The sequence below is a fragment of the Pseudoalteromonas piscicida genome (genome assembly GCF_000238315.3).
Classification (GTDB): domain Bacteria; phylum Pseudomonadota; class Gammaproteobacteria; order Enterobacterales; family Alteromonadaceae; genus Pseudoalteromonas; species Pseudoalteromonas piscicida.
Genome location: NZ_CP011924.1, coordinates 91,466 through 109,922 on the forward strand (window position 1 = coordinate 91,466; position 18,457 = coordinate 109,922).

The following is an 18,457-nucleotide window of genomic DNA, read 5'->3' on the forward strand; positions in this document are numbered from 1 at the left end:
ACTCTGGGCTTAATAATTATTACTTAATTAATCTGAAATATATTTTGTCGGTTTGTCTGCCGTATTAGATATTACATAAATTGAAAATCTCAATCTATTTAAGGAAAAATAACCATGAGTCTATTAAATAAATTCAAAACTCAAGCGCAATCTATTGGTAGTAGTATTGGCGAATCTACCAGTAAACTAAGCGGTGATATTGTGTCTTCAACAAAAGACAATGCAAAGCTTGCTGGTTTGAAATCAGATATCGCATCAATCGATGGTCAACTTAATATTGCATACCAAGATATTGGCCGCAAATACATTGAAAACCTAATCAAAAACGATGGTGCAAACCTTGAAGTTGTATTGCAAGACACTATCGAGCGTATCGACCCATTAATTAAGCGTAAAGATGATTTAGAAGCAGAAGTTATTGCTATTGAGAAGCAACTAAAAGATCAGATTGTTATTCAGGAAAAAGCGGTTTTCCAAAAAGAATTTGATGGTGAAAAGGAGAAGCTAGAAAAAGCGCTAAAGCTTGATGTTATCTCACAAGACGAATTTGATACTAAGCTGGCTAAAGCGCGTTTGAAACTAGACAATTTCGATGAAATTCGTAAAACCAAAAAGCAGCACGAAATGGGTCTAATCAATAAAGAAGAATTAAAAGAAAAGCTAACGGCATTAGGTGCGTAATTTAGCTATCAAAAGCTTAATTGCCTCGGATTCGCCAGCGCTAATAATTTAACCGTTATATGCGCTGGCCAAATTATCCCCTAGCGAAAAGCCGCAATATCTCACATCTCGTGTACATCATTTCTAACCAATGGATTACTCAATTCGAAGACTTTTTATTGCAAGGCTTGCTTCACCACCTTCCACATCCGTTAAATCTGGTACGAAGTAAAGTGCTGAAACATGCTTGAGTATGACCCCTTTGTCTTTTGACCAAGCAGGTGTCCAATTAGGCCTGGCAAAATCACTCAAAGATACGTTGACTGTATGCCAAGTGTTTGATGCAGGTAATTTAGTTTGGTAGTGAGCATAGCTTTTATCACCTGAACCGCCATACTCCTGTTGCGATAACTTAACGATTAAAGCGTTATCACTTTTATAAGTCAGTGCGATGTTGAATTGAGAGGGGAGCTGTTTTGTGGGCAAGTCGTAAATAAGTTCTACCCAAGAGTTGTTTTGTTTGTCGACTCGAGGTACGCGTTTAAACTGAATTGCAACTTGCTCTTCATTAACAAGCGGGCCGTTCAGAATTGCTTGGCTGCCATGCGGATCGGTCGCAAAACGCCATTGTTTTGGGTTTAAGTTTGGCTGAGTATAGCTACAGCCAGAAACCGCAACAACGAGTAAAAGTGATAAAAAACGCATAGAAAAAGCCTTAGAACAACGTCCCTAAAATATAATTTTTTAGTGTATTTACAAGGAGGTAATATGACAACGGGCGCATGTGCATTTTTGGCCAATGTTAGAAAATTTCAAGTCATCATACTTCTATGTGGCTTGCTAAAGTTATGGCACCCATCATGAGAGATTGATTTATTGGTGTGGTTGATCTCATACTCTTTCTAATACAGGTTAGCTAGGGCCTAGCAAACAAATAAGGAATCGTATGGAAACGGAGTTTATCTCTTTTATTTTTTATCTTTTTGTATTTATTGGCGCTGTTTTCGCTCTACAAGATAGACAAAGGCTCAAGCAACTTGTCAAAAAAGTACATCAGTTACAAAATACGATAGAGCAGCAAAGTCGCCGGATCTCGACACTTGAAGGTCGTGAATTATCAGATCAAGCATGCTCAGAGCAAACACATTCAGAGAATAAGCTATCTGAGTGTGGACAAAAGAATGGCGAAACAGCTCATAGTACATCATTAACAGCACGGACTGCATTGGGCGAATCCACGGCAACAGCCAATCATACACAACCTCAGCAGCCTGAAAGTACGGTCACTATCGCAAGAGCTAAGCCTAGTAAGAGTAAACCTGCCTTTGAATTTGACTTTACTTTAGATTCCTTATTAAAAGGAAATGGACTTTTTTGGATAGGTGCCGTAGTACTAGCTCTTGGCGGCGTTTTTCTAGCTAAGTACTCTATTGAAGTCGGACTTCTTCCCCCAAGTGTGCGAGTGATACTGGGGGCCCTTTTTGGAATCAGTTTGGTTACTGCCGCTGAAGTCGTAAATCGCTACAAAGAAAAGCTAAAAATTAATACTCCATACATTTCTGCAGCGCTTGCCAGTGGTGGCGTGATCACTTGCTTTGCCATGACATTGGTTGCTTTTGATTTCTATCATTTTATACCGGCTAATATGGCCTTTGTTTTACTCGCTATTATTTCATTGGCTGCGACCTCTTTGGCACTGAGATTTGGCCCCGTGCTCGCCGGTATTGGCATCGTTGGTGCGTATGTCGTGCCTGCTTTGGTATCGACAGGTTCTAATAATATCGGTGCGTTACTGCTGTATATCAGCTTTGTTTCACTCTCTGCGATATGGGTTGCGGATTATGTGAAGCGCAAATGGTTGTGGTGGCAAAGTTTTGTTGGTCATTTCTTATGGTTTTGCACCGCGGTTGCGGTTGGTGGAAGCGGCGACTTTTGGGTGCTGCTGATTTTTGCGCTTATCTCTATGTACTTATATGTGTTGGTAGACGTACTGGGTTGGCGACTGACGAATTCAATGATAAGTCCTTTGCCTATCAAAGATCTATTAATGCCAAGAAAAGAGCAGTTGGGAATTTTACTCCCACTGTTATTTATCGCATGTGCGCTAATAATAAAAACCCAAATCGATACGCTTATTTGGGCTAATGTCTTATTTGCTAGCGTTGTTTTGTGTGCGGCTTATAGACATAGTGCATTGGATAGTTGGCCATTTTATTTGCTATTGTTTGTACTTCTCTCATTCTACTTGATGCCCAAAGTGGGCACTTACGACGACGTACTTTTTCCTTTCATCGGTAAGTATTTGTTTATCCAAGTAGCAGTGGTCATCATGTTGTTATTTAGCATGATGATGATTAAGCGATATCCATCAAGACTCGCTTATTTGATGCTGTTGAACTTGGCACCACTTGCGCTTTACGGTGTAAGCTACGCTATTTCTCCTAAAGTCGCAGAAGCAATTTTATATCCTGTATGGGCGGTTGAAATGTTGGTCATCGGGCTTTTTGCTTCGTATTGTGCGATGAAAACGGATACAAATATTCAGCAGGTCACTTACCTTATTTTGGCGAACGCTATGCTGAGTTTGTGTTTTACGATGTTACTCTCGGCAAGCTCGTTGACTTTAGCGATTGCGGCACAAGTAGCGTCTATGAGTTATTTGAGCTGGAAGTACAAAGTGCGTTTACCTGATTGGTTGTATAAAGCTGCACTTATTGCTGTTGTTACCCGTCTTACTTTTGCGCCTTGGCTTGCAGATTACAAGCACGAAACGATTTTATCCATACACTGGACACTTGTTGTCTATCCGTTGGTGCTGGGCATTATTTGGTTTGCTACCAAATACAACCCTTCAAAGACCCTGAACACTTGGTTTATGGGTGTCGCAATGCATATTGTGGCGCTTCTGGTCACGACCGAAACAAGCTATCTATTGATTGGTGACTACCCTGATTTTACTAACCTCAGTTTCCAAGAATCCGTGTTGCTAGCTTTGAATTGGCTAGTGCTTGGCGCTGTATATCTGTGCCGAGGGCAGCTCAGCGACAAGGGCAACAGACTTTATCCGCTTGCCGCGAGCTTGCTATTACTTGGAAGCGCGTTGCTCCACGCCGATATTTCGTTTGCCAATAATCCGTTTTTGGATAGGCAATATATTGGAGGCGGTGTGATTAATTGGCTACTTTTGCAGTGGTTGATACCAGCATGCGTATTTGCTGTCATGCTCCAGTTTAAGTTAATGCCACCGCAATTTAAGCGTTTGGTATACGGCCTGATAGCCTTGCTAGGGATCTTATTTATCAACGGTGAAATTCGGGCCTTATTTCATGAGGGTTTCCTTGTGCTGTCGATGCCGATGGAACAACCCGAGTTATATACCTATTCAATTGTTTGGCTATTGATTTCAACCGTATTGATTTTTGTTGCCAAGCGGATAGAGCATAAAGTGCTGATTAACGCCGGTTTTGCAGGGCTAGCCATTGTTATTTTAAAAGCCTTTGTGGTCGATATGGCAAATCTTGAAGGCTTGCTGCGAGCCTTGTCTTTTATCGGTTTAGGCTTATGCCTAGTGGGAATTGGTTGGCTGTTTCAAAAAATGCAGGATCAGCCCAGAGAGGTAAAACCAACGGCGGACTGACCCCACATTTTTACAAGCAGTAACCACCGTCAACAGTGATGTGCGCACCGCGCATTGCTGTTGACCCTTCGCCAGTTAAAAAGTCTAAGCTTGCTAGCATTTCTGTTGCTTGTAACATGCGCCCTAATGGAATCGACGACAACCCTGCATTTAGCTCGGCTATTTGTTGCTCGCTCATTCCTGCTTTATTTTGGATTTCAGTATGAGTCACCCCAGGACGCAGGTGGTTAATACGTACTCCACGATCACTCCATTCTAAATTGAGCGTCGCTGCAAGCGCCTCAAATGCGGCTTTGCTAGCGGCATAACTTGCCGCTCCTGCAAAAGCACGCTGTACCGCAATACTTGATACATAAACAACACTACATGGATTATTCATTACAGGTAACAAGCGTTGTAATAGCATTGCAGGGCCTGTGAAGTTAATAAGCATGGTCGTATTTAAATCGCTTAGCTCATTGTCAGCAAAAGGTTTTGGATAGAATACACCTGCATTTAAAATCACCGCGTCAAGCTTAATACCTTGTGCTTTTAGCTCCTCTGGTAAGCTTTCAAAGTGGGCTGGAACGCTGCTGTCACAGATTAGCCCTAGCACTTGTGAGGGATGGCTTGCGCATGCTAGCAGTTGGTTTTCGACCGTTGCAATTTTGTCTTTGTTTCTTCCCGTAAAAATGACTTTCCAGCCTTGGGTGAGGTAATGCTTGGCAGCTGCAAATCCAATTCCAGCGGTTGCGCCAGTGATCAAGATGGTTGGTAATGATATGGTAAATCCTTATGCGTTATACGATGGTATAAATGACATTGTAGTGATTGCAATTCGTGCTGATAAGATGATAAAAAACGAATTGATAAGTTCTCTTAGAGAAACAATGAAATGGAATTACACAAGCAATTAGAAAATTTGTATTTATTTAGGCTAGTGGCCTCTATAGGTAGTTTTCAGGGCGCTGCCGATAAAGTGCAGTTACCACGCTCGTCAGTCAGTAAGCGCATATCGCAGCTAGAGCAGCAGCTCAATGTGCGTTTATTAGAGCGCAGTACGCGTAAATTGGCACTGACCCAAAGCGGCAGCCAATTACTCAAAAGTACCGAAAAGTTACAGGAAGTATTAAGCCAGACTGAGCAGTTAAGTGAGCAGCAACGTTTAACACCAAGCGGTAAGGTAAAGATCAGCTGCTCGACCTTGATGGCTGAGCGCTATTTGCTGGCTAAACTACATGATATTTCTAAACAGTTTCCTGATATACGCTTCGAGCTGAACTTGACGGACGATATTGTTGATTTAATCGATAATCAGATAGATATTGCTATCCGAATAGGGCATTTACCTGATTCTTCATTACTTGCTAAGAAAATCGGTGAAAAATCTTTTGCTTGGTTTGCCAGTCCGGAGTATTTGGCTGTAGCCGGCACGCCTGACTCTCCCGATGCTTTATTGAGTCATCGTTGCTTGGTATTTAAAAATAAAGGCACCACCATGGACAAATGGCCATTTGTCCATCAAAACGGTCAGGTGTTCAACATCAAGCCCCATGCCGTAGCGTATTGTGATGATGCCCGTGCAATGGTGCAACTGGCGGTGTTTGGACAGGGGATTGTGATGGGAGACCCTTACTACGTTCAACAGGAATTAAACCAAGGTCAGTTGGTGCCTATTTTAACTCAATACGCACATCCTGACCGCCAACCAATTCATTTAGTGTGTTTAGGTAAACAAGGCCGCAGTAAAGCCGTACAGTGTGTATGGGAAGCATTAAGCCATAGTTTGAATAGGATGTAATTGTGGCGTCAGGTTCAATCACTTCAACAGAACTGGTATTCTACGCTGCATACTGAGTAAGTGAGAGTAAAGAGATGATCAACGATAAAGATATCATTGAAACCTTGGACGAGCTGGAAGCTTTTTTGTTGCTAATTGATAACGGTGGCTTAGGGTTACAAAACGTGGCTGGTGTGGCGCTGGCAACGAACAACAGCGATGGTAGACCATTTATTGCGATTTTGGATGATAAACACCAATTGTTGTTGGGTCGTTGGGTATCTCAAGACGTGTATGAAAACGGCAAAGACATGGTTCGTTACGGACCAAAGAAAGCACATTAACATCTTTTGAGTAGCCGCATCACTGGATTTAGGATTGGAGTGCAGGATAAACCTGCTTCCAATCCGTTTTGTCGGTGGTTATATGAAACTGCATCTGTGCTTAAGCGTTGTTTTCAATATACACGGAATCGCTTGCCATAAGCTCTATGGCGACGATTTCAGAACGATTCATGGTGAGTTTATATCTTTCTAACTGTATTCCCTGAGAAGATTTAAACCGCATTACCAAGTTGATTTGATAGCGACGTTCAACTGACTTTTTAGAGACCTTTTTCCCTTCAAGGCTATAAAGCTTTCCTGCGCCTTTTTTTAGATAGCGTACAAACGAACTCATGTTAAAGGTGATACGTTGTTGTACTTCTTCGTAACCGGGTAAAAACTCATCAATATGCACTTGGTTTTTACAGCAAAAATGCAGAAGATGCGCAGCTTGTTTATTTTGCTGTCGACGCTTCTTTAGCAGCTTATCAACGTCTTCTGGTAGGTCTTTTTTACGAATATGTTCCAGCCATATCGTTTGTGTACAAACGATAGCGTCCGTCACTGAGTTTTTAAACTTGTTGCGCCACTTTGGCCGGCCGCGTTGAATATGACGCCATGCCCACTGGGTTAAGTCTTCTTTGAATGTTTCTCTAAGGCCATAAATTACCCCAAGCAAAGCGATAAGGGCGACGGTGACTTCTTGAAAGTTAGAGCGGGCGTTGAGCACAATAAACATCACGAAGGCCATGATAATACCAGTAACCACACCGCGAACTAAACGCTTTAGATTGGTACTTAAGTCGATGGTTTGTTTGTTAAAAACAACGCCATATTCGATGAGTCTTTCAAGCAATTTCATTTTATTGGTAATGCGGTTTGGGTCGTCCAACGTGACTTGCGAGTTGTAGCTCTGCTCCTCGCGGTATTGGCTTTCTCGTTGACAGAAACTAACAATACAGCTTCGCTCATGACTAAAATCGCTTGACTTCGGCCCGCTGGAGAGGAGTTTCAAAAACGCTTGCTCAGTATGCCAGCTGAGGTAGTTATCTGCGTTTTGATAGTAAGGCTTAAGCTTATTATCTGGCGGCGTGTAACGCCTGAGCTTCTTCAATAGGCGTTCGGTTTCTTCCACCAATAATTGTGCGGCTGGATAAAACTCATCAGCCTCTTTTAGCTTCAATGTCTGCTTTACATCGGCATCTAGCGCAATGCGGATCTGGTAGCAAAATAGATTTAGATTAACGCGGTAATCCGTTTTTTGACCTTTGCTTTGGCTGATAAAGCGGCTACGTACCAAGGGGAGGTGGAGCTGTTCCGAGTAATATGCACTGTGGCTTTTTATATTGGCATTAAAGTAGTCTACTTCGTTCAACGTGTTGGTATTAATCCCCATATCGGTTGGGATTGAAAAATACAGGTCGAGTTGGTTTGTCTCTTTGGGAAGGAGTTGATAGTTGATTTTAAAAGATAAGCTTTCGTCTTGACTTAGTTTGGCTCTGCTCACTCGGGTATGGTGCCTCCTTGAATTAACACTTTGTAATTATAACACATTAACCTGAACAAAACCGGAATAGGCCTTATAACTACTTGTTGTATCTGTTTTTATTAATTGTTTTTTGTTGTCATCTATACCACTTTTTAGCCAATAAAAAGCATAATTAACCATCACTGAGAAAAGCTAGAAAATAGGAGGCTTTATAACGCACCAAATCAATTAGAGACTTGGTGCGCTAGCATAAGGTTATAGGTGCACTGAATCACCTTCATTTAAAATATACAGTGGCGTTTGGGCTTTTAGCACTTGTTGCATATGCAGTAAGCGGAAAAGCGCTGAATGCGAAGTTTTATCTCCCATTTTCCAACTAGCATTACCGTAGCCCCACGGCACCATAACCTTGCAGCCCAGCTCTTTTGCGGCAGTCAGTGCATCTTCTGGTGTGGTGTGTACTTTACGATACCAATCAGGATGTTCTTCGCTGTAGTATGAGGCAATTGGAAGTAGGCACACATCAATATCACCGTATTTTTCTTGAATGTCTTTAAAGTGCGGTGAATATCCAGTATCTCCAGCAAAAAATAGAGTCTTGCCTTGGTGTTCTAATATCCAGCCACCCCATAGTGCAGCGCCATGATCTTCGTATAAAAACGGCACCCAAATACGGCTGCTGAAGTGATTTGCAGGCACAAAGTGTGCGGTTACTTCACCAAGTTGTTTGCTTGAATACCACTCCATTTCAGAAACTTTGTATCCATCTTCAGGAAAGTGCTCTGCAAATCCAAGCGGGGTGAGGTAATTTGGTCCAGTACCAATCGCTTCGATATCGCTCTTGTTAAAATGATCGTAATGAATGTGGGAGTACATAACCGCATTGGTTTGCTGTAACTCTGTTTGACTGAGCTGTGCAGGTTGCTTGCGATTAAACCCTTCTGAGAGGCGAAATGCCCAGTTTACAGGCCAGTCAAATTGAGCCGTGACGGGGTCAAACAAAAACTGTTGCCCATCTTTGGTGTTGACTTTAAAACTCGCATGTCCGAGCCATTGGATAGCAAAGCCGGTATTGAGCGAGAGAGTGGGGTTGTTGCCAACGTACGTGCAATCTTGCATTTCGGACTGACATTGAATTTGTTGGGTGACTGGATAGCAGTTTTCTTCGCAGGTCACGGGATAATCTTTAAACTTATTGTAGATGTTGGAATATCTATCTTCATACCCTTCTACAGAGCTATGTTTTACCGCGGAAGACTCAGATTTTATTCGCTCTACAACATTACTATTACTGCAGCCTGTTAATGTGATTATGACTGCCAAAGCAAGCCTTTTCATGCCCATTCCTTTTTATAATTATTAGTTATTTTTTGGAGTTTACCAATAAAAGGGAATGGGGTGTAGCGGTGAATTAAGCCTTAGGTGAGAGTTGGATTAGTGTATAACCCAACTCTCATTGTAGGTTAGAGACTAGGAATTACGTTCCTGCGCCTCAAACTTATATCCCGCTCCGTAAATAGAGTGGATAAAGTCGTATTTAGGCGCGATGCTTTGCAGTTTTTTACGAATATTTTTAATATGGCTATCTATGGTTCTGTCGCTAACAATGTGGCTGTCATCGTAGATGTGATCCATCAATAAGTCGCGGCTATAAATTCGGCATGGGTGTCCGTACATTGCCTTTAAGAGCATAAACTCGACATAAGTGAGTGTCGCTCTCGCGTCAAGGAAGGAGACAAACAAGCTCTCTTCGTCCAATTTAAGTTTGCTCTCGGTTTCTGACACTGTGCCGCGCTCATTTAGCGTCACGCGTCTTAAAATCGCTTTCACCCTTGCGACGACTTCTTTTGGACTATAAGGTTTACACACATAATCATCAGCACCCACTTCAAGACCAAGGAGACGATCGATTTCTTCTACTTTGGCGGTGATCATGACAATTGGCACGTTAGAATAAGTTCTGATCCGCTTGCAAATTTCGATACCGTCAAGATTAGGCAGCATGAGGTCGAGTAAGATAAGGGCGGGTTGCTGTTGTTTAAAAGCCTCTTCAGCTAAAGCGCCATCATGAACACAATGGCTGGTATACTCGGCTTGAGCCAAATACTTACTTAAAATATCGGCAAGTTTTGGTTCATCTTCGACAATTAAAATATGTTTGTTTGGCACGGGGGAAACTCATTATTATTTCAGTTCAATAATAATAGCGAGACCACCCAGTTCGCTCAAGTCCGCAGTGATTTTTCCGTTGTGGGCAGCAACAATACTTTGGCAAATGGCTAAACCAAGGCCAGAGCCACCCGTTTTTCTACTCCGCGCTTCCTCTACTCGATAGAGCCTATCAAATAGTTTGTTTAGCTGTTCTTGTGGTACAGAAGGTGCGCTGTCCTGCCAGTAAATTATCGTTTTATCTTGTCGTTGTATGACTTTTACATCGAGATTTCCCGGTTGTTCAACTGAGGAGTCTGTGTAACGCAAGGTGTTTTGCAGTAAGTTGTCGAATAGCTGTCCAAGGCGCTGCTCGTCACATTCTAAGGTAATATGTTCGTCGCATTGCAAGGAATAAGCAAGATGGTGCTTTTCAATTTGGTGACTACTTTTCGCAAACGTGCGTGAGAGCAGGTCGTAAAGGTTTTCGTTATCCATGTTGTAAGTAAGTGCACCGCGGTCTGACAGCGATAGTTGATGTAAATCGTCCACTAGCCGAGTCAATCGTTGGATCTCTTCATTAAGGGACATAAGTTGTTCAGGATCGCTTGCGATAATGCCATCAATCATTCCCTCAAGTTCCGCGCGGATCACGGCAATCGGCGTGCGTAGCTCGTGCGAAATATCCGCTATCCATTGCTGCCTAGCTATTTGGTTCTGTGCTAATGTGTCTGCCAAACGGTTCATATCTCTGGCAAGCAAACCGAGTTCGTCTTTACTCGCGATATCGACGCGAGCATCGTAATTTCCTTGTGTCAGTGTTTTTGCATTGCGGCGCAACAACACGATTGGGTTGACCATATATTTACTAAAAGGCACGGCAATCACTAAAGTAACCAACAGGGCGACAAGCGCAATGATGATGAACTGTTTACGTTGTTGCTCTGCAAACAATTGGTCGAAGTCATTGCGTATCAAGCCACTTTGCTCGACACCTAAGTAGGCGATAATCTGTTCGCGTTTAGGCTTCGCCAAATGGTCGCTTTGATAGACTGGGAACCACAGCGAAGTCTGCTTACTTTTCGGTGTGCCCATAATAATATTGCCTTGTGCGTCTTTGATCAGCAGGCGTTTTTTATTGTCAAAACGCGGTGGGGGGCCGTCACGTCTTCTTGGCCCTCCGTCGCCTCTTTCACGATGCCTTGGTGGTGGACGAGAATGTTGCCTGTCTCGTGGGCGCTCATCCTCAGAAAGACCATAGAAGCTACGTACTATGCTGTCCCAATCCTCTGAGCCTCGATACACCCAGTCCAAAGAACCATGGCGTGCGTAAGTCTCAGCAACTTGCGTTACCACATTTTTGAGCTGTGCCCGAGAGGTATTTTCAAGATAGGCCGTAAAGCTCTTTTCAAACGCTAATTTATTGGCGATATAGATAGCCAGCACCAATGTGGTGTTGGCTATCAAAATTATCAGCAATAGTTTGACGCGAATGGTCATTTTCATGGTTGTTGTTATTCCACCGGTTAACGTTGTGCATGCAAGCGTAAATTATCAGGGTCTGGTGTGCGACGGTTTGGCACCCATCTTCTTACGCACTGTTGGTCTTTTGCACACTTGTCTGTCAAGGCATGTAAAAACGCAACGAGATCCTGCTTTTGTTGTGGCGCTAAATTGGCGGCAACAAAGGGAGATTGGCGCAGTAACGTTAACGCCGCTTCACTATTTTCTCTCGCTTGTAGGTTTAGTGTGTCACACTGAGCGGTTAAGGAAAACTGCTTTAATCCACAAGCACCACCACGTTGAAAAAATTGCTCGACGGTTTGCTCAGGATTTGAGTAATGATTGACCACCTGTTCTAACGACTCGTAGGCTCCTGCGTGACCATATGGCGCAGTCAGAGCAACATTGATTAAGCTCGGGACTCTAAACGCAAATTGGTTGCGAGGCGAGGGGTCAATTGCAGCGCGTCCGATATCGGCCTGATTATCTTGTGTACCAATACCATACTGTGGAAAGGCGAGGTTAAAGAAACCATCGTTAGTGAAACGTTCACCACTGTGGCACCCAACACATCCTGCACCGCCTTCAGCTACTGGAGTAAAAAAGAGTTTAGCACCACGTTTTTGTTGATCGTTAAGTGCGCCACGGTCACCACGGGCATAGCGATGCCAATCGGTATCCACCATCACAAATGACGCTTGATACTGGCCGAGCGCAAAGGCAATACTATCAAAGGTAATTAAGGTTTGCGCGTCAGCTTGTGAGTTGAATGCTTCTCTAAAGGCTTGAAGCCAATCATTAGTGGCCAAGCCTCCTGCCTCTTCACCGTAATCGCCAATACGCTGGGCTAAGTGTGAGCGAACTTGTTCATTGGTTTCGGCACTTTCGAAAGCCTCTCCACGCATTTCTTCACGAGAGGTGACAGGAAAGCGAGACAGGGTTGCAACTAGTGAATCTGCCGCGTTTACATCTGGTTGGTTAAAGCCTGAATCAGGCGTACTGATAAAACTGCTTTCATCGCCCTGGTCGTCAGTGATAGTCACACGTTGAACACGACCGTCCCAAAATAAAGCGTTGTTGGCAAATCCGGTATTAAAAATGGTGGGAGAGTTACGTGGAATATTGATGTCATCGTTGACTGCTTGACGACCTGGGCCTATCACATCACTTTCTACTGCGTTTGTACCTATTGGCAACGAAAGGCCATCGGCACCACCGAGCCTTGGATCGTGACAGCTCGCACAGGCGACTGATTTTTCTCCCCCAAGGGCTTTGCTAAAAAATAACTGCATGCCGAGCTGAGCAATGGGATCTGAGATCCTCGGCAGTTGTTGCGCACCCGCAACTCTGCCAGTAATACCGCGAGCAGTAATAATTTCTGAGAGTTCATCATCCAGTGCCGAGTTCGGTTGTGGCTGGCCTGGAGGCGGAGGTGGTAGAGGTTTATGTTGTGCAGCTATTGGTAAACTTGCCACCGCGGTAACAAGTGCTATTGCACGTAGAAAGTTCGCGTTGTTCATCGTTATTCCAAACCTTATTGTGATTCGAGTTTTAAAATTGGCAGGCAAAAGTGCAGAGAATGTGAAAATTGAATTTTTTATATTTTGAGTTTTGGTGACTACCAATTACTTCCTAGTTGACAGAGGTAATGAAAATGTTAACATTTACCTTTGTTTGGAACGTTCTTTTTTTTGGGGCTAGAGCTGAACGCTATTGTTCTCTATTTAGCTGTTATCAAATTTTCCTGTCATATAAAAATTATTTAAAAGTCTATTGCCAGTATTAGGCATAACAAAGAAGTAGAAATTTAATAACTAAAAGGAATCATTTAATGAAAGCAAAATTGTCGAGATTTATTTTTGGAACGTTACTGGTTTTGGCAGGGTTCCAAACTTGTGCCAAGCCTAATAATTTGTATCTACCCGAACAATCAAATCAAAACAATATAACGAATATAGAGCCTATCTATGTGGGTGGAGCAAGGTATGAATTGCTTAATTACTTCTTCGAGCCAATCCATGCGACTCGATACGAAAAATATGGAAGTGAGGGTAAATATAGGTTAGTGAAGTATATTGTGGGTTATGAAATGACGATACCGGTTGATGGTGATTTTGGTCAGGAGCTAATTTTTGATGTTTCAGGGTATGCGAGTAAAGACGCTAAGCTTAGCGTATCTTGCGGCAGTTTTTCAGGGAGTGATTTTGGTACTAGGTACTATATTACGAAGCGGATCAGCACTGGCGGGAGTTGTAAAACAATGAAGGTTCGGTTGGATGGACCTGAGCAGTATGGCTTTGGTATGACAATCTCAATTCTAAATCAACTCAGCTTTTAGATCGGCATGCCAATATAGTTCAATTTGACCCTTAGAGTAGGAATAAAGAGTTTTATTCCTACTCTGGTAATTGGTACATCATCGAATTAGTTGATATTGACTACTTAGCTGCTAACGAAGAATTAACGTGAGTCATTTCTTTTAAACGATATTTCGCTGATGCAAGAGGTACTGTGAAGCGCCTTATAGAACTCGGGAAGGCTGATAGAAACATCGGTTCAACAGCGCTAATATCAAATGCGTATGCTGGTGCATTGTCATATTCGCCGAATAAGGCGGTAACCTGAGAAAAAGATGTAGGTACAAGCTTGTATGGCGCTAGCGAACGCGGTAAATCAAGTTGATATTGATATGCTTTCACCAGTTGTAATGCGTGATCAAAGTGGCAAATATTCCAACTTTGATTTTCATTGTTTAGCTGTAAAGCCCACACCCCATTTTTATCGGTAGCAACAGTGTATGGGTTTTCACAAGGCGCAGGTAGTGACTGTGTGTTACTGCGTTGCCAAGTACCCTGGTGATTCAAACAGAGATTCTCTTTGCTATTAAGCGTCACGACTCGTGTGCTGAGTCTTGCTTTACAAGCATCTTCCACAGGTAACCAATAGGCGGGTTTGGTGCTGGAAAGTACCATAAATCCGACAGGTCTTTCTGGGTCGTGCGAGGTCCATCCAATAAAATATTCATTGTCTACGCGCCACTGATCATAGCTTAACCGACCTCGTTGATATTTAGTAGCTAAAGGCAAAGCGCCTTGTCGGTCAGCAAACTGGCAATGGATGGTGTCACTCTTAAGTTTACAGGCTGACTGAACCCTATCGAAATTGAGAGGTATTGCAGCATCTGGATAGTTTGGTGGAATAAAACGCGTGTGCGGCAACGATGTTGGCTTTAACTCATTATTGTCTGATTGTTCAAAGCGGCACTCTGGCCGCTCAGTAGAGGGTGCTAAGGCTACTTTATCGCTAGACATAGCGAGCTCGCAGCTTAATAAATCAAAGCTTGCCGAAATGCTAAAGATAGCGAGATAAATTAGCCAAGCGATATTCGTCATTACTTTCCTAATTCAAAATGAAAGTCGGTAACCTGTAACGATTTAACTTGAGGCACGAAATAGCTAGTATCGTAGATATTGCTGTAGTCATGCCAAGCTTCACCTTCGCGATCAAGCTCGTTATCATTAGGAGCAAGCCAAGGTTCTAAAGGTTCAGTTAAGAAGCTGACATGTAGGTGATTCTTATGATTTGATTTAACATCTGTAACGCCTTTCAAATTATCGGCAAAGATAATTTTAGTTGCGCCTAATTGTACCAAAGCGTCAACTATAGTCTGTGTGGCTTGGCGATGGTAGTGTGCGTCACCAACGCTAACCGGGCCTGATGATGTTCCTATCGGACGAATATCTACTGTACCACCAAACTTGTGCGTAAAATGAGGAGGATTTATTCCACCCCAGCGCATGGTTGCTCCCGTTATTGTGAGATAATTTGGCATCCCGATAGGTTTGTTTTGTACGTTTTTCCAAGCTTGTCCTAAATTTTGTAAAGCACTTAGCAAGTCTGGGTGTAAGTAGCGGCCAACTAAACCAGCTGTAGTAAGCCCCTCACTTGCGCGGTCTGGAATGTTGACTAAGCCTGTTACTGCGCATTTTACAATTAGCTGAGCCTGCAAGTTACCAGTTGAGGCTGTTAACTTATCAGAACCTGGCTGTTGTTCATTACCGCAGCTATGGAAGTTATTTACGGTAACTTTCACTTGGCCATTAGCATCGGTCACTAGACTTGAAGCTTCGTAAGGAGCACGTAATCGGAACAGCCCTTGGTCTATTCTTTGAATTACCGTTGCTCTTGAACCACTCGGAAAGCGGTTTGCCATGGTATTTTTATCTCGCCAACTTGATGTGGTGAGCGTGTTATAAGTTGAATTTATAGTAATGGTTTTACCAACGGCCGGTCTGCCATCAGAATAGGTTAATGTTAATGTCCAAAGCGCGCTGTTGCCATTTTTTGGGTACAAAGTGACTTCACTGGCATTTTCAAACCATTGCTGACCAAAATAAGCCTTTCCATTCGGTGTTGTAATGAGGCCGTCATAATCAAGGTTAGTGTTGATCGAAAGGGTTGGTTGAGGTGTCTTGGCGGATAAGTGGGCACAAAATCCCAAGGCAACACAGATTAGTGCATTTCTTCTGTTCATCGTTAATCTCCTTTTATTAATCGATATGAACGTGATTACTGCGTTAAATTTGCTTTGTTTTAAGAAAACACCCAGCGAGACAAAAGTAATGATAGTAAAGCTATCGCTTTTGATGAATAAACTAGCAGTACACTCCTTGTGGTGAATCCAAGATAGACTAGTATAAATTTTGTTAAATACAAGTGAGCTTTTTGTGTTTTTGATTTGGGTTTACATCTAAGCTTATTGAAATAGTGATCGACTCAGCTATCTTTAATTGAGGTATGGAATTTAGGTTGTACTCCCATGTCTAAGAGTAGACGTCAATTTCTTGAAGCTTCACTAGCGGCATGTTTGAGTGCTTCATTTCCGGTTAGCCAAGTACTTGCACTAAATTTATTCTCAGAAGATGAACGAGAACAAGAAATGGCTAAGCGCAGTGCTGCCCTCCATATTTTAAGATTAGCTTCCCCATACCCTGCGGATCAAAGTGACTTTATCCCGCACATGCATCAAGTGCTTAAGGAGAATGTTGAGTCTATGACTCGCGGTAAAATCTATGTTGATGTTCACCATAGTGGCGCGCTTGGAAGTGGCCGCGAGTTAATGGCGGCAGTGACTCGGGGACATGTGGGGGCCGCACTTATCTCTGTGTCAAATCTGTCTCGGGCGTTACCTGTGCTAGATATCCTTAATATCCCATTTTGGGCGAGCTCAAATCGCGCGTTTCTCAATCTAATTTGTTCGCCACAATGGCAGTCACTTGTTATTAAGCCTATTAGTGAACAAGGAAAACTGAATATCTTAATGCATCATCTCGTTGGAGGTCGCACCCTAACAAGCACAAAGCAGTTCAACCGCTTGATTAATTTGCCTGAAAAACTTAAAGGAGTAGTGCTAAGAGTACCTGCTTCTAAGGTTTTGAGTCATTTTTACAGTATGACGTCGGCAAATGTTATTGATGTGCCTTGGGCACAAGTGGCCAAAATGGCAAGAACAGAACATATAGAGGTTATTGACCCTAGCGTTGTTGGCTTGTTTTCAGGTCCTGATCTGCTAAAAAACGAGATAGGGCAGATAGCTTTACTCGAAAGTGTTCCCGATGCTTGGGTGACCGTCGCAAATCAGCATTGGTTAGATGGTTTACCGCTGCGCTTAAAAGGGGAAATCGAGGACGCGGGTAAGCAAACATTTCATACTCATATTGCGCAGATAGAGCAACTGCAAAAACACTGTGAGCGCGAGCTCATGGCCTTGGGCGCAAAGCTGCACCCTTTAAGTGTGGACGAAAAGCGCGAATGGCAATTAAGGTTTGGTCACCACAATGCACAGTGGAATAAGGTAAAGCGAGAGCTCCTCGGCAGTACTCGCGCATTTCAACAGCTGGTAAATGCAACAGAAAAAGAGTTTATTTAATAACCTAGGTTGAGAGCAACAACAGGCCTTCTCGCTATTGTTACTCCCAACCCAAACGAATTATTGGTACTTTGTTATCGACTCTCTTTAACCAGTGGAATGCCGTTGGTGCCAACCGGAATATAAACCGTTGTATGGTTGGGAGATTCTGCCATTTTTAGCTGCGCATTTATCGCTTCATGTTGTAAGTAGTTTGCAGTAAGTGTGGCGTTGATGATCTTTTGCGCTTCAGCGATACCTTTTGCTTCTTCAATCCGAATTTCAGCATCTTTTTTAGCAATGGCCTTTTGAGTCTCTTTTTCTGCTAGCAGCTGTTGCGCAGCGAGTTTCTTTTCTACAGCATTGGCTACAATATCTGGATAATTAATGTTACCGATCACCACTTGTTTGATATCAAATGGCGCTGACTATAGGTAGCCTTTTAAGCGCTTTGTTACGATTTCAGCAATTTGTTCGCGTTTGCTTTTTAATGCGCCACTATCGTATTGTTGGACTTCGTCGCGAACATAGGTTCTGAAAGTTTCGCGAACAAAACGCTGATACCAATTCTCTGCACCATAATTTTCAACGACATCTTTTACTGTGTCTGGCTTAATTGCAATGACTGCATGAAAATCAAAACTGATGTTCAAGTCATCTTTGGCTAAGATCTCAAAGCGTTCTGTATAAGTGTTTGGGCGCATATCGATATTGACGACTTGATTTCTGAGCGGGGAAAAACCATAGTTGCTCGGACCTACTAAGCTACCTTGGTAACCACCAGAACCAAAAAATCTCGGTTGCTCAAAAACATAGCCTTCATGTCCTGCGGGTGTGCTTGGATTTGTGCAAGATGTGATGGAAAAAAGTAACACAATGCCAATCACGATAATAGATACAATTGAGCTTCCAATGCTAGATTTTGATTTCATCATAGATGATTCCTTTATAGGTATTTTGTTGGCTATGATAGGTGACAATACTAAAACGAACAACAATTACCTTAGTTCAACGAAGTCAACCGGAGCGT

15 protein-coding genes and 1 pseudogene are annotated in these 18,457 nt (G+C 42.8%); 6 read left to right on the forward strand and 10 right to left on the reverse strand.

What is annotated here, in order from left to right; all coding sequences use genetic code 11:
• The first annotated feature begins 114 nt into the window (after positions 1 to 114).
• The gene (locus tag PPIS_RS00540; protein ID WP_010370631.1) at positions 115 to 681 is read left to right on the forward strand and encodes a hypothetical protein; all 567 of its coding nucleotides are present in this window, start codon (positions 115 to 117) and stop codon (positions 679 to 681) included.
• A gap of 135 nt (positions 682 to 816) precedes the next feature.
• On the opposite strand, the gene PPIS_RS00545 is transcribed toward PPIS_RS00540, so the two are convergent.
• Complete coding sequence (locus PPIS_RS00545) at positions 817 to 1,365, reverse strand: CIA30 family protein (RefSeq protein WP_010370633.1); 549 nt, start codon at positions 1,363 to 1,365, stop codon at positions 817 to 819.
• 241 nt (positions 1,366 to 1,606) lie between these two features.
• On the opposite strand from PPIS_RS00545, the gene PPIS_RS00550 reads away from it, so the two are divergent.
• Entirely contained in the window at positions 1,607 to 4,297 is a 2,691-nt protein-coding gene (locus PPIS_RS00550; protein ID WP_010370636.1) for a DUF2339 domain-containing protein, read from the forward strand.
• A 10-nt stretch (positions 4,298 to 4,307) separates the two neighbouring features.
• Here the strand turns inward: PPIS_RS00550 and PPIS_RS00555 are convergent, their stop codons facing one another.
• The gene (locus PPIS_RS00555) at positions 4,308 to 5,042 is read right to left on the reverse strand and encodes an SDR family oxidoreductase (RefSeq protein ID WP_010370639.1); all 735 of its coding nucleotides are present in this window, start codon (positions 5,040 to 5,042) and stop codon (positions 4,308 to 4,310) included.
• Between the two features lie 129 nt (positions 5,043 to 5,171).
• Here PPIS_RS00555 and PPIS_RS00560 point away from each other — a divergent pair, with 129 nt between their 5' ends.
• Complete coding sequence (locus tag PPIS_RS00560; RefSeq protein ID WP_010370642.1) at positions 5,172 to 6,077, forward strand: LysR family transcriptional regulator; 906 nt, start codon at positions 5,172 to 5,174, stop codon at positions 6,075 to 6,077.
• A gap of 74 nt (positions 6,078 to 6,151) precedes the next feature.
• A complete protein-coding gene (locus PPIS_RS00565; RefSeq protein WP_010370646.1) occupies positions 6,152 to 6,400 on the forward strand; it encodes a hypothetical protein in 249 nt (82 codons plus the stop codon).
• Between the two features lie 100 nt (positions 6,401 to 6,500).
• Here the strand turns inward: PPIS_RS00565 and PPIS_RS00570 are convergent, their stop codons facing one another.
• From PPIS_RS00570 to PPIS_RS00590, 5 genes are all read right to left on the reverse strand, one after another.
• Complete coding sequence (locus tag PPIS_RS00570; protein WP_010370648.1) at positions 6,501 to 7,886, reverse strand: hypothetical protein; 1,386 nt, start codon at positions 7,884 to 7,886, stop codon at positions 6,501 to 6,503.
• 237 nt (positions 7,887 to 8,123) lie between these two features.
• Complete coding sequence (locus PPIS_RS00575) at positions 8,124 to 9,206, reverse strand: MBL fold metallo-hydrolase (protein WP_010370650.1); 1,083 nt, start codon at positions 9,204 to 9,206, stop codon at positions 8,124 to 8,126.
• A gap of 132 nt (positions 9,207 to 9,338) precedes the next feature.
• Positions 9,339 to 10,037 carry a response regulator gene (locus PPIS_RS00580; protein WP_010370652.1) on the reverse strand — a complete coding sequence of 233 codons (699 nt, stop codon included), beginning with the start codon at positions 10,035 to 10,037 and terminating at the stop codon, positions 9,339 to 9,341.
• Between the two features lie 15 nt (positions 10,038 to 10,052).
• Positions 10,053 to 11,522, reverse strand: a complete 1,470-nt coding sequence (locus PPIS_RS00585; RefSeq protein WP_010370654.1) for an ATP-binding protein — start codon at positions 11,520 to 11,522, stop codon at positions 10,053 to 10,055.
• Positions 11,523 to 11,542: 20 nt separating this feature from the next.
• On the reverse strand, positions 11,543 to 13,039 hold the full coding sequence (locus tag PPIS_RS00590) for a cytochrome-c peroxidase (RefSeq protein ID WP_010370656.1): 1,497 nt from the start codon (positions 13,037 to 13,039) through the stop codon (positions 11,543 to 11,545).
• 311 nt (positions 13,040 to 13,350) lie between these two features.
• Here PPIS_RS00590 and PPIS_RS00595 point away from each other — a divergent pair, with 311 nt between their 5' ends.
• A complete protein-coding gene (locus PPIS_RS00595; protein ID WP_010370658.1) occupies positions 13,351 to 13,857 on the forward strand; it encodes a hypothetical protein in 507 nt (168 codons plus the stop codon).
• A gap of 100 nt (positions 13,858 to 13,957) precedes the next feature.
• Here the strand turns inward: PPIS_RS00595 and PPIS_RS00600 are convergent, their stop codons facing one another.
• Both PPIS_RS00600 and PPIS_RS00605 read right to left on the reverse strand, forming a co-directional pair.
• Complete coding sequence (locus PPIS_RS00600) at positions 13,958 to 14,911, reverse strand: hypothetical protein (protein ID WP_010370660.1); 954 nt, start codon at positions 14,909 to 14,911, stop codon at positions 13,958 to 13,960.
• Positions 14,911 to 16,053: a hypothetical protein gene (locus PPIS_RS00605; protein ID WP_010370662.1), complete on the reverse strand. Its 1,143-nt coding sequence runs from the start codon at positions 16,051 to 16,053 to the stop codon at positions 14,911 to 14,913. The genes PPIS_RS00600 and PPIS_RS00605 overlap by 1 nt, the downstream gene beginning before the upstream one ends.
• A gap of 285 nt (positions 16,054 to 16,338) precedes the next feature.
• Between PPIS_RS00605 and PPIS_RS00610 the strand changes: the two genes are divergently transcribed.
• Positions 16,339 to 17,448 (forward strand): TRAP transporter substrate-binding protein, encoded by a 1,110-nt coding sequence (locus PPIS_RS00610; RefSeq protein WP_010370665.1) that lies wholly within the window; start codon positions 16,339 to 16,341, stop codon positions 17,446 to 17,448.
• A 74-nt stretch (positions 17,449 to 17,522) separates the two neighbouring features.
• On the opposite strand, the pseudogene PPIS_RS25675 reads toward PPIS_RS00610, so the two are convergent.
• Positions 17,523 to 18,359: pseudogene (locus PPIS_RS25675) on the reverse strand (SPFH domain-containing protein).
• Positions 18,360 to 18,457: the final 98 nt, after the last annotated feature.